The organism is Streptoverticillium reticulum, from assembly GCF_047456005.1.
GTDB classification, from domain to species: Bacteria; Actinomycetota; Actinomycetes; order Streptomycetales; family Streptomycetaceae; genus Streptomyces; species Streptomyces reticulum.
The window spans coordinates 6,711,618-6,726,030 of the sequence record NZ_CP179755.1 but is presented as its reverse complement, the minus strand read 5'-3'; the positions used below and the strand labels follow the sequence as shown (position 1 = coordinate 6,726,030).

Below are 14,413 nucleotides of genomic sequence, written 5' to 3'. Positions count from 1 at the left end.
TCAGGCCGCTTCCGTGACGAGACGCTCGACGGCGGCCATGGCCTCGCCGACGGCCTCCGGGTTCTGGCCGCCGCCTTGGGCGACGTCCGGCTTGCCGCCGCCACCGCCGCCGAGGGTCTTGGCGGCCGTGCGCACCAGGTCGCCGGCCTTCAGACCGCGCTCGCGGGCGGCGTCGTTGGTGGCGATCACCGTCAGCGGACGGCCGTTGGCCACCGTGAACAGGGCCACCACGGCCGGGCGGCCGCCGTTGATCCGGCCGCGCACGTCGAGGACCAGCTTGCGCAGGTCGTCGGCGCCCGTGCCGTCGGCCACCTGCCCGGTCACCAGGGCCACGCCGCGGACGTCCTTGGCGCCCGCGGCCAGACCGGCGGCGGCCTGCAGGACCTTCTCGGCGCGGAAGCGCTCGATCTCCTTCTCGGCCTCGCGGAGCTTGGCGAGCATCCCGGAGATCTTCTCCGGCAGCTCCTCCGGGCGGCCCTTGACCAGCTCGGTCAGCTGGGCGACGACCGTGTGCTCCCTGGCCAGGAAGTTGTAGGCGTCGGCACCGACCAGGGCCTCGACGCGGCGCACGCCGGAGCCGATCGAGGACTCGCCGAGCAGCTTCACCAGGCCCAGCTGGGCGGTGTTGGCGACGTGCGTACCGCCGCACAGCTCCTTGGAGAAGTCGCCGATGGTCACGACGCGCACGCGCTCGCCGTACTTCTCGCCGAACTCGGCGATGGCACCGGCCTTCTTGGCCTCGTCCAGGCTCATGACCTCGGCGTGGACGTCGAGTTCACGGGAGAGGACCTCGTTGATCTTCTGCTCGACGTCGGTGAGCACCGTGCCGGGAACGGCGGCGGGCGAGCCGAAGTCGAAGCGGAAGCGGCCGGGCGAGTTCTCCGAACCGGCCTGGGCGGCCGTCGGGCCCAGGGCGTCGCGCAGCGCCTGGTGGGTGAGGTGGGTGGCGCTGTGGGCGCGGGCGATGGCCCGACGGCGCGTCACATCGATGGCGGCGTAGGCGGATGCGCCGAGCGTGACCTCGCCGACCTGGACGACGCCCTTGTGCACGCTGACGCCCGGAACCGGCTTCTGCACGTCGCGGACCTCGATGACCGCGCCGTTGTCGAGCTTGATGCGGCCCTGGTCGGCGAGCTGGCCGCCGCCCTCGGCGTAGAAGGGGGTGCGGTCGAGGACGACCTCGATCTCGTCGCCCTCGGTGGCGGCGGGCGAGGGCACGCCGTCCACCAGCAGACCGACGACCGTGGCCTCGTTCTCGGTGTGCGAGTAGCCCGTGAAGGCGGTCTCGCCGGACTCGTCGGCCAGGATGCGGTAGGCGGAGAGGTCGGCGTGGCCGCTCTTCTTCACCATGGCATCGGCCTTGGCGCGGTCCCGCTGCTCCTTCATCAGGCGGCGGAAACCGGGCTCGTCCACCGAGAGGCCCTGCTCGGCGGCCATCTCGAGGGTGAGGTCGATCGGGAAGCCCCAGGTGTCGTGGAGCAGGAAGGCCTTCTCGCCGGCCAGGACGGTGCCGCCGGCGGCCTTGGTCTCGGTGACGGCCGAGTCGAGGATGTTGGTGCCGGCCTTGAGGGTCTTGAGGAAGGCGGCCTCCTCGGCGAGCGCGACGGTCTCGATGCGCTTGCGGTCCGTCTCCAGCTCCGGGTACTGCTGCCCCATCGTCGTGATGACGGTGTCGACGAGCTCGCCGACGACCGGGCCGGTGGCGCCCATCAGGCGCATGTTGCGGATGGCGCGGCGCATGATGCGGCGCAGGACGTAGCCGCGGCCCTCGTTGCCGGGGGTGACGCCGTCGCCGATGAGCATGGTGGAGGTGCGCATGTGGTCGGCGACCACGCGCAGGGAGACGTCCGTGTCCGGGGCGGCGCCGTAGCGGACGCCGGTCAGCTCGGTGGCCTTGTCCATCACGACGCGCAGGGTGTCGGTCTCGTACATGTTCTGCACGCCCTGCAGGATCATCGCCAGGCGCTCGAGGCCGAGACCGGTGTCGATGTTCTTGCTCGGCAGGTCCCCGAGGATCGGGAACTCCTCCTTGCCGGCGCCCTCACCGCGCTCGTACTGCATGAAGACCAGGTTCCAGATCTCCACGTACCGCTCGTCGTTGACGGCCGGGCCGCCCTCGACGCCGAACTCGGGGCCGCGGTCGTAGTTGATCTCGGAGCAGGGGCCGCAGGGGCCGGGGACGCCCATGGACCAGAAGTTGTCCTTCTTGCCCAGGCGCTGGATGCGCTCGGCGGGGACGCCCACGACGTCCCGCCAGATCTGCTCGGCCTCGTCGTCGTCCTGGTAGACGGTGATCCAGAGCTTCTCCGGCTCCAGGCCGAAGCCGCCGTCGGCGACCGGCGACGTCAGCAGCTCCCAGGCGAGCTTGATGGCCCCTTCCTTGAAGTAGTCGCCGAAGGAGAAGTTGCCGCACATCTGGAAGAACGTGCCGTGCCGGGTGGTCTTGCCGACCTCCTCGATGTCCGGCGTGCGGACGCACTTCTGCACGCTCGTGGCGCGCGGGAAGGGCGGCTTGACCTCGCCCAGGAAGTAGGGCTTGAAGGGCACCATGCCCGCGGGGACCAGCAGCAGGGTCGGGTCGTCCGCGATGAGCGACGCCGACGGCACGACGGTGTGCCCGCGCTCCTCGAAGAAGCGCAGCCAGCGGCGGCGGATTTCAGCCGACTCCATCAGTGGTCCTCATTCCGAGTCGAGTTGGTCGAGTTGTAGGTGTGCTGCGTGTGGTGCTTGGGGTACTGCCGGCCGAGGGCGGCCTGCGGACGCTGGCCGGGCAGCGCACGGTGCCCGGGCTCCGGCTCCGGGGCGCTCAGCCCGAGCGCGTCCTTGAGCGCCGCCTCGCGGTGCGCCATGCCGTCGGCGACGTCCAGCGCGAAGAGCTTGACCCGGCGGCCCGCGATGACCGCGCGGTCCGCGGCCTGCAGGGCCAGGCTCTCCGGCGTGAGCTTGTTCAGCGTGCGGTTGACCTTGGTCGTGGCCCACACACCGGCGGCTACACCGGTGGTGAACCAGAAGGCGCGGCGAAACATTTCTGGGGTCAACCCTTCCCACGGGTACGGCGGCTGCCGCGCCGGGCGGACGGCAGGCTCTTGCCGACGAAGACGGTGCTCTGCGGTGCGTCACGGTCACGGCGGCCCATCGCGCGGCGGACGCCGTAGCCGAAGGCCGCGACCTTGACCAGCGGCCCGCCGAAGGCGGAGGAGACGGTCGAGGACAGCGCCGAGGCGTTGGCCGTGACCTCCTGGACGTCCGCGGCGATCGAGTCGACACGAGCCAGCTGGGTGTTGGCGGAGCGCACGGTCGCGGAGGCGTCGGCCAGCAGCGGCACGGCCTGCTCGGTGACCTCGGCGACCAGCGCGGTGGCGGCCTTCAGCGTCTGCGCGAGGCGGACCAGGACCAGGGCGATGAACGAGACGAGGATCGCCCAGAAGACGGCCACGAGGATCCCGGCCACTTCTCCACCGGACACGCTGCACCGCTCCCTGCTGTTGCATCTCACCAAACGTCGGGTTCCGACCTTATCGCGCCGGACCTGCGGGCCCGTACCGCATTACCGCGCGCTCGGGGCCTGCGCGAAGAGCTCCGGGAACGCACAAGCCCGCCGGCTCGCCGGCCACAGGGGCCGGAGAGACGACGGGCTGAGCAGAAGGAGAGCTCTACGACCGGATCAACGGGCGTAGTACTCGACGACGAGCTGCTCGTCGCAGATCACGGGGATCTCCTTGCGGTTCGGCTCACGGTCCAGGCGGAAGGCCAGCGCGGCCAGGTTGACCTGGAGGTAGCGCGGGGTCTCACCCTCGGCGGCGAAGCCACCGGCGCGGGCCGTCTCGAAGAGGGCCTTGGCGCGGCTGCGCTCGCGGACCATCACGACGTCGTCGGGACGGACGCGGAAGGACGGCTTGTCGACCTTGCCACCGTTGACCTCGATGTGGCCGTGGACGACCATCTGACGGGCCTGGTAGATGGTGCGGGCGATGCCCGAACGCAGGACCAGGGCGTCGAGGCGGCGCTCGAGCTCGACCACCAGGGCCTCACCCGTCTTGCCCTCGGCCTTCTTGGCGCGGTCGTAGGCGCGGGCCATCTGGCGCTCGCTGATGTCGTACTGGGCGCGCAGACGCTGCTTCTCGAGCAGACGGACCTTGTAGTCCGAGTTCTGCTTGCGGCCACGGCCGTGCTCGCCCGGCGGGTAGGGGCGGGCCTCGAAGTACTTGACGGCCTTCGGCGTCAGGGCGATGCCGAGCGCACGGGACTTCTTGACCTTGGGACGCGACTGGTTAGGCACGTTCTCCAGACCTCCGTTGTAGGTTAGGTTAGGCTCACCTTACTCAAGGAGATCGCATGTCTCGCCCGGGGAACACCAGCGACATCACGGACAGCACGAAAGAGGCCGACGCGCTCGATGGCGTCGACATGACGGAGGTCCGATCAGATCGTGGTCAGCCGCGTCCCAGCGGACTTGAAATCGCGCGGATGCCGTCAGCAGCCGAACGCACACGAACTCTCGTACAGAGTACATGCTCCGGAGCACTGCTGATCCCCGGCCTCGACGCCATGCGCCCCGACCTGCTCGTCCCCGAGGCCCGCACGGTGGGCCCCGACGGCGAGGTCCTGCTGGTGTTCCCCGCCGACTCCCCCGTCGTACGGGCCGCCACCCACGCGGTGGACGACGAGCTGACGGCCGTGCTGGAGCTGACCGACGTGGCCCCCGTCTCGGTGCCCAACCGGATCCGCGGCCGCGCCTGGCTCTCCGGCTGGCTCACCTGCCTGCCGGGGGTCGCCGAGCCGGGCCGGACGATGCTGCGGCTGGAACTCGGCGACCTCTGCGTGGACGACCTGTGGGGCGTGGAGCAGACCGAGCCGGAGGAATTCGCCCGGGCCGACGCCGATCCGCTGGCGGAGTACGAGACGGAGCTGCTGCAGCACCTGCACGCGGCCCACGGCGAGCAGGTGCTCGGCCTGTACTCCCTGCTGGGCGAGCGGGCCGAGGGGGCCCGCACGGCGGGCGACCGCGCCGTGCCGCTGGCCCTGGACCGCTTCGGCCTCCGCGTGCGCTTCACCCGGGCCCGGGGCGGCGGTACGGCGGCGGAGCGCTCCTTCGACGCCCGCTTCGAATTCCCGCGGCCGGTCCGCGACATCGCGGGGCTGCGCAGGGCGATGCACACGCTGTTCGAGGCGGCGCTGGAATAGGAACGGGGGCCGTGCCCCTTCCTCAGCCCTCCGCCCCGCCGCGCAAGCGGCCCCGCACCCGCTCGACGACATCGGCATACCTCGCCTCGGCCCCGTACCGCGTCGGCTCGTAGTACCGCTTGCCGTGGATCGCGTCCGGCGCGTACTGCTGCGCGGCGATACCCCCCGGCACGTCGTGCGGATACACGTACCCCTGCGCGTGCCCCAGCTTCTCCGCGCCCTTGTAGTGCCCGTCGCGCAGGTGCGGCGGCACGGGCCCGGCGAGGCCCGCCCGGACGTCGGCGAGGGCGGCGTCGATCGCCAGGTACGCGGCATTCGACTTCGGCGCGAGGGCCAGCGCCACGGCGACCTGGCTCAGGATGATGCGGGCCTCCGGGAAGCCGATGAGCGCCACGGCCTGGGCGCCGGCCACGGCCGTCTGCAGGGCCGTGGGGTCGGCCAGGCCGACATCCTCGCTCGCCGAGATCATCAGCCGCCGGGCGATGAACCGGGGGTCCTCCCCCGCCTCGATCATCCGGGCCAGATAGTGCAGCGTGGCGTCGACGTCCGAGCCCCGGATGGACTTGATGAGCGCGCTGGCGACGTCGTAGTGCTGATCGCCGGCGCGGTCGTACTTCACCGCCGCGCGGTCGACGGAGTCCTCCAGGGTCTCCAGCGTGATCTCGGACTCGCCCTTGGCGATGGCCGAGCCCGCGCCCGCCTCCAGGGCGGTGAGGGCGCGCCGGGCGTCGCCGCCCGCGATGCGCAGCAGGTGCGCCTCCGCGTCCGCGCCGAGGGTCACCGCGCCGCCGAGCCCCCGCTCGTCGGCGAGCGCGCGGTGGACGAGGCCGCGCAGGTCGTCGTCCGTGAGGGCCTGGAGCGTCAGCAGCAGGGAGCGGGACAGCAGCGGGGAGATGACCGAGAAGTACGGATTCTCCGTGGTCGCCGCGATGAGGGTGACCCAGCGGTTCTCGACGGCCGGCAGCAGGGAGTCCTGCTGGGCCTTGCTGAAGCGGTGGATCTCGTCCAGGAAGAGGACCGTCTCCTTGCCGTACCCGCCGGAGGCGCGGCGGGCGCCGTCGATGACGGCCCGGACCTCCTTGACGCCGGCGGTGATCGCGGAGAGCTCCACGAAGCGCTTGTTGGTGGCCTGGCTGACCACGTAGGCGAGAGTGGTCTTGCCGATCCCGGGCGGACCCCAGAGGATCACCGAGGACGGCCCGGCGGGGCCGCCGCTGCCCTCCCCCACCAGCCGCCGCAGGGGCGAGCCGGGCTTGAGGAGATGGCCCTGCCCGACGACCTCGTCGAGCGAGCGGGGACGCATACGGACGGCCAGGGGACTGCCGGCCGGGTCCTTCTCCTGGCGGTCCTCTGCAGCTGCGGTGAACAGGTCGGGCTCCACTCCGGAAACCCTAAGCCACGGTACTGACAACGCCGCCGGGCCAGGAGGTCCGACGGCGTTGATCAAGACATCTGCGGGAGGCGGGCGGTCAGGCCGTGCCGCCCGTCCAGAACCACCACCACTTGGTGAGGATCAGCATCCCGATGATGCCGACGTGCAGCACCGGGAGCACCCAGTGGAACTCCAGCAGCATCCGCTTGAGCCCGGCCGGAGCCGGGATGAAGCCGTGCCGGACGTTCTGCACGGTGACGTACCAGAACATCACGATCGTGGCGACCCAGGCCAGGCAGCACCACAGGCACAGCGACCCGATGACGTACAGCGACTCGTACTGCAGCCACGAGACGAAGCCCACGCCGAAGAGACAGCCGGCCTCCATCCCCAGCCAGTACCAGCGGCGGTAGCGGGCGCCGGACAGCAGCCCCAGCCCGATCGCGATGATCGCGCCGTAGCAGACGAGCCCCAGCATCGGGTTGGGGAACCCGAAGGCCTTGGCCTGCGCGCTCTCCATGATGTTGCCGCAGGAGACGATGGGGTTGAGGCTGCAGCCGGGGGTGAACGTCCTGCCGTCGACCTTGGCCTCAAGGATCTTGAACTTGTCGAGCGTGATGACCCAGGACGCCAGCAGGCCCATGGCACCGGTGATCACCAGCATCAGGGCGAAGGCCCGGCTGCCGCCCACGGCACCCGAGGCGGGTCCGTCCCGCTCCACGCCGTCGGTGTCGGAACGATCCAGTGCCGAAGTGGTCATAGTGCCGTGGGTCCCATCAGTCGGTCGTTGCACCCATTGTGCCTCAGGGGCCTGACAATCAGCCCTGTGCAGCCAGGAGTTCACTCACGACGGTGTCGAAGGCGACGGGCCGCTGCTCGCCGCTTTCCAGATCCTTGAGCTGCACCACACCTTCCGCCAGGTCACGCTCGCCCGCGACGAGCGCGAAGCGCGCGCCCGAGCGGTTGGCCGACTTCATGGCGTTCTTCAGGCCCTTGCCGCCGAAGGCGAAGTCGGTGGCGACGCCCGCGCGACGCAGCTCCGTCACGAGGCCGAAGAGCTTCGTGCGGGCCTCCTCGCCGAGCGGCACCGCGAAGACCTGGGTGGCGGCGGGCAGTTCGAGCTCGATGCCCTCGGCCTTGAGCGCCAGGACCGTACGGTCCACGCCCAGCGCCCAGCCGACGGACGGCAGCGCGGGGCCGCCGATCATCTCGGACAGGCCGTCGTAACGCCCGCCGCCGCCGACGGCGGACTGCGAGCCGAGGCCGTCGTGGACGAACTCGAAGGTGGTCCGGGTGTAGTAGTCCAGGCCGCGGACCAGCTTCGGGTCGTCCTCGAAGGCGACGCCCGCCGCGGTCAGCAGCTCGCGCACCTGCTCGTGGTAGGCCTTGCAGGCCTCGCACAGGTGGTCGCGGAGCATGGGTGCGCCCACGAGCTGCTTCTGCACGGCCTCGCGCTTGTCGTCCAGCACCCGCAGCGGGTTGATGTCGATGCGGCGGCGGGTGTCCTCGTCCAGGTCGAGCCCGCGCAGGAAGTCCTGCAGCGCGGCGCGGTAGGCGGGGCGGCACTCCTTGTCGCCGAGCGAGTTCAGCAGCAGGCGGAAGTTCTTCAGGCCCAGCGACTTGTAGGCGTCGACGGCCAGGATGATCAGCTCGGCGTCCAGTGCCGGGTCCTCGGCGCCGATGGCCTCGGCGCCGACCTGCGAGAAGTGGCGGTAGCGGCCGGCCTGCGGGCGCTCGTAGCGGTAGTACGAGCCGGAGTACCAGAGCTTGACGGGCAGGTTGCCGCCCTTGTGCAGGTTGGCCTCCAGCGCGGCGCGCAGCACGGAGGCGGTGCCCTCGGGACGCAGGGCGAGCTGGTCGCCGCCGCGCGTGGTGAGGGTGTACATCTCCTTGGTCACGATGTCGGTGGACTCGCCGACGCCGCGGGAGAACAGCTCGACCTGCTCGAAGCCGGGCGTCTCGATGTAGCCGTAGCCGGCGCGCCGGACCGGCGCGGCGATGGCCTCGCGCACGGCCAGGTAGACCGCGGAGTCGGGCGGGGTCAGGTCGTAGGTGCCCTTGGGGGCCTTGAAGGTGCTCACGGAAACTTTCGTCACATTCCTCGTCGCGGAGCCGGGGAAACGGCTCCAGGGCCGGCGGCCACTTCCCGCAGGAAGGGGTTGGTGGCGCGCTCCTGGCCGATGGTCGTCTGGGGGCCGTGGCCGGACAGCACCACGGTCGAGTCATCGAGCGGCAGGCACACACGGGCCAGCGACTGGAGGATCTCGGCGTGGTCACCGCCGGGCAGGTCGGTGCGTCCGATGGAGCCGGCGAACAACAGGTCGCCCGAGAAGAACACCGAGGGGATCTCGGCGGTCTCGGGGAGCCGGAAGGTCACCGACCCCTTGGTATGGCCCGGTGCGTGCGCGACGGTGAACTCCAGGCCCGCAAGGTCGAGACGGGCGCCATCGGACAGCTCCTTGAGGTCGTCCGGCTCCCCCACCGTCAGCTCGCCCATGAGGTGCGCCCCGATGGAGCGGCCGAGCGCCTTCTCCGGGTCGCTCATCATGTAGCGGTCGGCGGGGTGGATCCAGGCCGGGACGTCATGGGCGCCGCACACCGGGACGACCGAGGCGACGTGGTCGAGATGGCCGTGGGTGAGGACGACGGCGACGGGCTTGAGCCGATGCTTCTTCAGCGTCTCCTCGACTCCCTGGGCCGCCTGGTGGCCCGGGTCGATGATCACGCACTCCTCGCCTGCGGCCGGGGCGACCAGGTAACAGTTGGTCCCCCAGGCCCCGGCGGGGAACCCGGCAATCAGCACGTTCGTCCTTAAAAAGTCGGCCAGCAGAGATCCGGCGGGAGCCCCGGCGAAGGGGTCCGGCCCTCTCAGAGCCTACCGGCGCCACTCCCGCAGCCGCGAACCCGTATACGGTACGGACACACCTGCGATTCGCGGCTCAGTGGCACGACAGACGGACAGCGACACCGACAGTCACGGACGAGACGGTACGAGGAGACGACCCGGTGGTCAGTAACGAGCAGCGGCGACGGCAGCTCGCCCGTGAGAAGTTCGAGCGGCAGCAGCAGCGCCGCGAGGAGAACCGGCGCAAGGCCCGCCGCCGCAACGCGGTGATCGCCGCGGGCCTCGCCGCGATCCTGGCCGCGGGTGGCGGCGCGTACGCCGCGGGTGCCTTCGAGGGCAACAAGAAGGACAGGGTCGACGCCGCCGAGTCCTCGCCCTCCGCGAAGCCGGACCCGTGCGCCAAGCCGGCGTCTGGCTCGCCCTCCACGAAGACGTGGAAGTCCGAGCCGGAGATGAGCATCGACAAGTCGGCGTCGTACGCGATGAAGCTGAACACGACCTGCGGCGCCATCGACGTCAAGCTCGACGCCGAGAACGCCCCGCACACGGTCAACTCGTTCAACTTCCTCGCCGGCGAGGGCTTCTTCGACCACTCCAAGTGCCACCGCCTGACCACCGGCGGGATCTACGTCCTGCAGTGCGGCGACCCCAAGGGCACCGGCCAGGGCGGCCCGGGCTACACGCTGCCCGACGAGAACCTCAAGGACGCGAAGCTCAAGGGCAAGGTCTACCCGGCGGGCACGGTCGCGATGGCGAACCAGTACAACGCGCAGACCGGACAGGGCCGCAACACGGGCGGCAGCCAGTTCTTCCTCGTCTACCAGGACAGTCCGCTGCCTCCCGACTACACGCCCTTCGGCACGATCGGCGAGGAGGGCATGAAGACCCTCAAGAAGATCGCCGGCGCCGGTGAGCAGTCGGGCGCGGGCGACGGCGCGCCGAACGCGACCGTGGTGATCGACAAGGCGTCCGTGACCAAGTCCTGATGCGCGGAAGGCGAAATTTCGGTCGCGCGGGATACGGACAGCCGGGCCGCCGTTCGCCTATGTTGGCGTTGTGTAGGGTGCCTGCTCCGACGGCTGCCCGCACCCAGATGATCAAGCCGTCGGACCGGTCGGGGCGCGGCCCCGCCCGGAACAACTGTGGACGATGCGCGAGGGCCGCACGCCGGCCCCGGCATCATGTGGAGGAGGCGCTGTGAGCAGCGACCCATGGGGCCGCGTCGATGAGACGGGGACCGTGTACGTGCGTACCGCCGACGGCGAGAAGGTCGTCGGCTCGTGGCAGGCGGGTTCCCCGGAGGAGGCTCTCGCTTACTTCGAGCGCAAGTACGACGGCCTGGTCGTCGAGATCGGCCTCCTCGAGCGACGGGTGAGGACCACCGACCTGTCGGCCAAGGACGCGATGACCGCCGTCGAGCACCTGCGCACCCAGGTCGACGAGCACCACGCCGTCGGTGATCTGGCCGCGCTGCGCGAGCGGCTGGACGCCCTCGTCGCGGTCGTCGACTCGCGCCGCGAGGAGCGCAAGGCGGCGAAGGCGAAGCAGTCCGAGGAGGCCCGTACGGCCAAGGAGGCGCTGGTCGCCGAGGCCGAGGAGCTGGCGGCCAGCGAGCAGTGGCGGTCGGCCGGCGAGCGGCTGCGCGCTCTGGTCGACACCTGGAAGGGCCTGCCGCGGCTGGACCGCAAGACGGACGACGAGCTGTGGCACCGCTTCTCGCACGCCCGCTCGGCGTTCTCCAAGCGGCGCAAGGCGCACTTCGCCTCGCTGGACGCGCAGCGCGAGGACGCCCGCAAGGCCAAGGAGAAGCTGGTCGCCGAGGCCGAGGCGCTCTCGGGGTCCACGGACTGGGGCCCCACGGCCGCCCGTTACCGCGAGCTGATGCAGGACTGGAAGGCCGCGGGCCGCGCCCAGCGCGAGGCCGAGGACGAGCTGTGGGCCCGCTTCCGCGGCGCCCAAGACGTCTTCTTCCAGGCCCGCAGCGGGGTCTTCGCCGAGCGCGACGCCGAGCAGGCCGGCAACCTCACGCTCAAGGAGGAGCTGGCCGCCGAGGCCGAGAAGCTGCTCCCCGTCACGGATCTGAAGGGGGCGCGGGCCGCCTTCCGTTCGATCAACGAGCGCTGGGAGGCCATCGGCCACGTGCCGCGGGACGCCCGGCCGAAGATCGAGAGCCGGATGCATGCGGTCGAGCGCGCCATCCAGGACGCCGAGGAGGCGGAGTGGCGGCGCACGAACCCGGAGGCGCGGGCCCGTGCGGCCGGTCTGACCGGGCAGCTCCAGGCCGCCGTCGACAAGCTCCAGGAGCAGGCCGACAAGGCGCGTGCCGCGGGCAACACCGCCAAGGCGGACAAGCTCACCAAGGAGCTGGAGGGCCGCAAGGCGCTGCTGGACCAGGCCCTGAAGGGTCTTGAGGAGTTCGGCGGCTGAGCCGTCAGCACATGAGTAAGGGGCGCCGGCCATGGGCCGGCGCCCCTTACTCACGTCCGCCTACGGTCTGCGGGCCGAGGTCACGCGGTAGACGTCGTAGACGCCCTCTACACCGCGCACGGCCTTGAGGACGTGCCCGAGGTGCTTGGGGTCGCCCATCTCGAAGGTGAAGCGCGAGGTGGCCACCCGGTCGCGGGACGTCTGCACGGCCGCGGAGAGGATGTTGACGTGCTGGTCCGACAGGACGCGCGTGACGTCCGACAGCAGCCGCGACCGGTCCAGGGCCTCCACCTGGATGGCGACCAGGAAGACCGACGACTGGGTGGGCGCCCACTCGACGTCGATGATCCGCTCGGGCTGCTGGGAGAGCGAGTCGACGTTGACGCAGTCGGCGCGGTGCACGGAGATGCCGTTGCCGCGGGTGACGAAGCCGATGATGGGGTCGCCCGGGACGGGGGTGCAGCAGCGGGCCAGCTTGACCCACACGTCGTCGACGCCCTTGACGACCACGCCCGGGTCCGCGGTGGAGCGGCGCTTGGAGCGGGTGCGGATCGGGGCGGTCTCCTCGATGTCCTCGGTCGCCGCGTCCTCGCCGCCGAGCGCCTGGACGAGCTTCTGCACCACGCCCTGGGCGGCGACATGGCCCTCGCCGATGGCGGCGTAGAGGGAGGAGATGTCGGGGTAGCGCATCTCGTGCGCGAGGGTGACGAGCGAGTCGCCCGTCAGGATCCGCTGGATCGGCAGGTTCTGCTTGCGCATGGCCCGCGCGATGGCGTCCTTGCCCTGCTCGATGGCCTCGTCGCGGCGCTCCTTGGAGAACCAGGCGCGGATCTTGTTGCGGGCGCGCGGGGACTTGACGAAGCCCAGCCAGTCGCGCGAGGGGGCGGCGCCGGGGGCCTTGGAGGTGAAGACCTCCACCAGGTCCCCGTTGTCCAGGGTCGATTCGAGCGGCACCAGGCGCCCGTTGACCCGCGCGCCTATGGTGCGGTGGCCGACCTCGGTGTGCACGGCGTAGGCGAAGTCGACCGGGGTGGCCCCCGCGGGCAGCGCTATGACGTCGCCCTTGGGCGTGAAGACGAAGACCTCGTTGCGGGAGAGGTCGAAGCGCAGGGACTCCAGGAACTCGCCCGGGTCCTCCGTCTCCTTCTGCCAGTCGAGCAACTGCCGCAGCCAGGCCATGTCGTTGACGGTGTCCTGGTTCTTGCCGGCGTGCTTGGGCACATCGGTACGGATCTTGGAGGCTCCGGCGACGGCCTCCTGCTTGTACTTCCAGTGCGCGGCGATGCCGTACTCGGCGCGGCGGTGCATGTCGAAGGTGCGGATCTGCAGCTCGACGGGCTTGCCGCTGGGCCCTATGACCGTCGTGTGCAGCGACTGGTACATGTTGAACTTGGGCATCGCGATGTAGTCCTTGAACCGCCCCGGCACCGGATTCCAGCGGGCGTGGACGGTGCCCAGCGCCGCGTAGCAGTCGCGGACGGTGTCGACGAGGACGCGGATGCCCACCAGGTCGTAGATCTCGGCGAAGTCGCGGCCGCGCACGATCATCTTCTGGTAGACGCTGTAGTAGTGCTTCGGGCGCCCGGTGACGGTGGCCTTGATGCGGGCGGCGCGCAGGTCGGACTGCACCTCGTCGATGACGGTCGCCAGGTACTCGTCCCGCTTGGGGGCCCGCTCGGCCACCAGCCGCACGATCTCGTCGTACATCTTGGGGTAGAGGATCGCGAAGGCGAGGTCCTCCAGCTCCCACTTGATGGTGTTCATGCCCAGCCGGTGCGCCAGCGGGGCGTAGATCTCCAGCGTCTCGCGGGCCTTCTTCTCCTGCTTCTCCCGCTTGAGGTAGCGCATGGTGCGCATGTTGTGCAGCCGGTCGGCGAGCTTGATGACCAGGACGCGCGGGTCCTTGGCCATGGCGACGACCATCTTGCGCACGGTCTCGGCCTGGGCGGCCTCGCCGAACTTGACCTTGTCGAGCTTGGTGACGCCGTCGACGAGCAGGGCGACCTGGTCACCGAAGTCGCGGCGCAGGGTGTCGAGGCCGTACTCCGTGTCCTCGACGGTGTCGTGCAGCAGGCCCGCCATCAACGTGGCCGGATCCATGCCCAGTTCGGCGAGGATCGTGGTGACGGCCAGTGGGTGGGTGATGTACGGGTCGCCGCTCTTGCGCTTCTGGCCGCGGTGCCAGCGCTCGGCGACCTGGTAGGCGCGCTCGATCTGGCGCAGGGTGGCGACGTCGGCCTTCGGGTCGTTGCTGCGGACGATGCGCAGCAGCGGTTCGAGCACGGGGTTGTACGGGCTCTGGCGCTGGACGCCGAGGCGGGCGAGGCGGGCGCGGACCCGGCTGGAGGAGCCGGGGCGGGGCGCGGGGCCCTGCACGGGGGCGGACCGGACCGGGGCGGGGGCCGGGCGGGCCTCGCCGGCAGCGGTCTTCTCGCTGCGCCCGTCCGGGGCGGGAGTCGGCGCGGACCCGTCCGCGCCCTGCGGGCGGCCCGTGGGCGTGCCCGCGGCCGCCGCGGCCTCGCGAGCCGTTTTGTCCTGCTGGGCGGCGGTGAGCGGCTGGGCCTCGTCTGGCAAGAGCACTCCTC

The 14,413-nt window shown here is 70.9% G+C and carries 12 protein-coding genes; 3 read left to right on the top strand and 9 right to left on the bottom strand.

The annotated features are described in order from the left end of the window. The 4 genes from alaS to rpsD form a co-directional block, all read right to left on the bottom strand. Entirely contained in the window at positions 1-2,670 is a 2,670-nt protein-coding gene (gene alaS / locus ACMATS_RS31010) for an alanine--tRNA ligase (protein ID WP_414169748.1), read from the bottom strand. Next, a complete protein-coding gene (locus tag ACMATS_RS31005; RefSeq protein WP_390779063.1) occupies positions 2,670-3,026 on the bottom strand; it encodes a DUF6167 family protein in 357 nt (118 codons plus the stop codon). The genes alaS and ACMATS_RS31005 overlap by 1 nt, the downstream gene beginning before the upstream one ends. 8 nt (positions 3,027-3,034) lie before the next feature. Beyond that, complete coding sequence (locus ACMATS_RS31000; protein ID WP_336414363.1) at positions 3,035-3,466, bottom strand: DUF948 domain-containing protein; 432 nt, start codon at positions 3,464-3,466, stop codon at positions 3,035-3,037. Between the two features lie 198 nt (positions 3,467-3,664). Further along, a complete protein-coding gene (gene rpsD / locus ACMATS_RS30995) occupies positions 3,665-4,279 on the bottom strand; it encodes a 30S ribosomal protein S4 (RefSeq protein ID WP_336414362.1) in 615 nt (204 codons plus the stop codon). A gap of 188 nt (positions 4,280-4,467) precedes the next feature. On the opposite strand from rpsD, the gene ACMATS_RS30990 reads away from it, so the two are divergent. Continuing rightward, the gene (locus ACMATS_RS30990; RefSeq protein WP_414169747.1) at positions 4,468-5,184 is read left to right on the top strand and encodes a DUF2470 domain-containing protein; all 717 of its coding nucleotides are present in this window, start codon (positions 4,468-4,470) and stop codon (positions 5,182-5,184) included. 22 nt (positions 5,185-5,206) lie between these two features. On the opposite strand, the gene ACMATS_RS30985 is transcribed toward ACMATS_RS30990, so the two are convergent. The 4 genes from ACMATS_RS30985 to ACMATS_RS30970 form a co-directional block, all read right to left on the bottom strand. Further along, positions 5,207-6,565 carry a replication-associated recombination protein A gene (locus ACMATS_RS30985; protein WP_414169746.1) on the bottom strand — a complete coding sequence of 453 codons (1,359 nt, stop codon included), beginning with the start codon at positions 6,563-6,565 and terminating at the stop codon, positions 5,207-5,209. 88 nt (positions 6,566-6,653) lie between these two features. Then, positions 6,654-7,316 carry a vitamin K epoxide reductase family protein gene (locus tag ACMATS_RS30980; protein WP_390779061.1) on the bottom strand — a complete coding sequence of 221 codons (663 nt, stop codon included), beginning with the start codon at positions 7,314-7,316 and terminating at the stop codon, positions 6,654-6,656. 58 nt (positions 7,317-7,374) lie between these two features. Beyond that, entirely contained in the window at positions 7,375-8,637 is a 1,263-nt protein-coding gene (gene hisS / locus ACMATS_RS30975; RefSeq protein ID WP_414169745.1) for a histidine--tRNA ligase, read from the bottom strand. 11 nt (positions 8,638-8,648) lie between these two features. After that, positions 8,649-9,359 carry an MBL fold metallo-hydrolase gene (locus tag ACMATS_RS30970; RefSeq protein ID WP_390779059.1) on the bottom strand — a complete coding sequence of 237 codons (711 nt, stop codon included), beginning with the start codon at positions 9,357-9,359 and terminating at the stop codon, positions 8,649-8,651. A 203-nt stretch (positions 9,360-9,562) separates the two neighbouring features. On the opposite strand from ACMATS_RS30970, the gene ACMATS_RS30965 reads away from it, so the two are divergent. Further along, positions 9,563-10,387 carry a peptidylprolyl isomerase gene (locus ACMATS_RS30965; protein WP_390779058.1) on the top strand — a complete coding sequence of 275 codons (825 nt, stop codon included), beginning with the start codon at positions 9,563-9,565 and terminating at the stop codon, positions 10,385-10,387. Between the two features lie 211 nt (positions 10,388-10,598). Continuing rightward, a complete protein-coding gene (locus ACMATS_RS30960) occupies positions 10,599-11,828 on the top strand; it encodes a DUF349 domain-containing protein (protein WP_414169744.1) in 1,230 nt (409 codons plus the stop codon). 60 nt (positions 11,829-11,888) lie between these two features. On the opposite strand, the gene ACMATS_RS30955 is transcribed toward ACMATS_RS30960, so the two are convergent. Beyond that, positions 11,889-14,402, bottom strand: a complete 2,514-nt coding sequence (locus tag ACMATS_RS30955; protein WP_390779056.1) for a RelA/SpoT family protein — start codon at positions 14,400-14,402, stop codon at positions 11,889-11,891. Positions 14,403-14,413 lie beyond the last annotated feature (11 nt).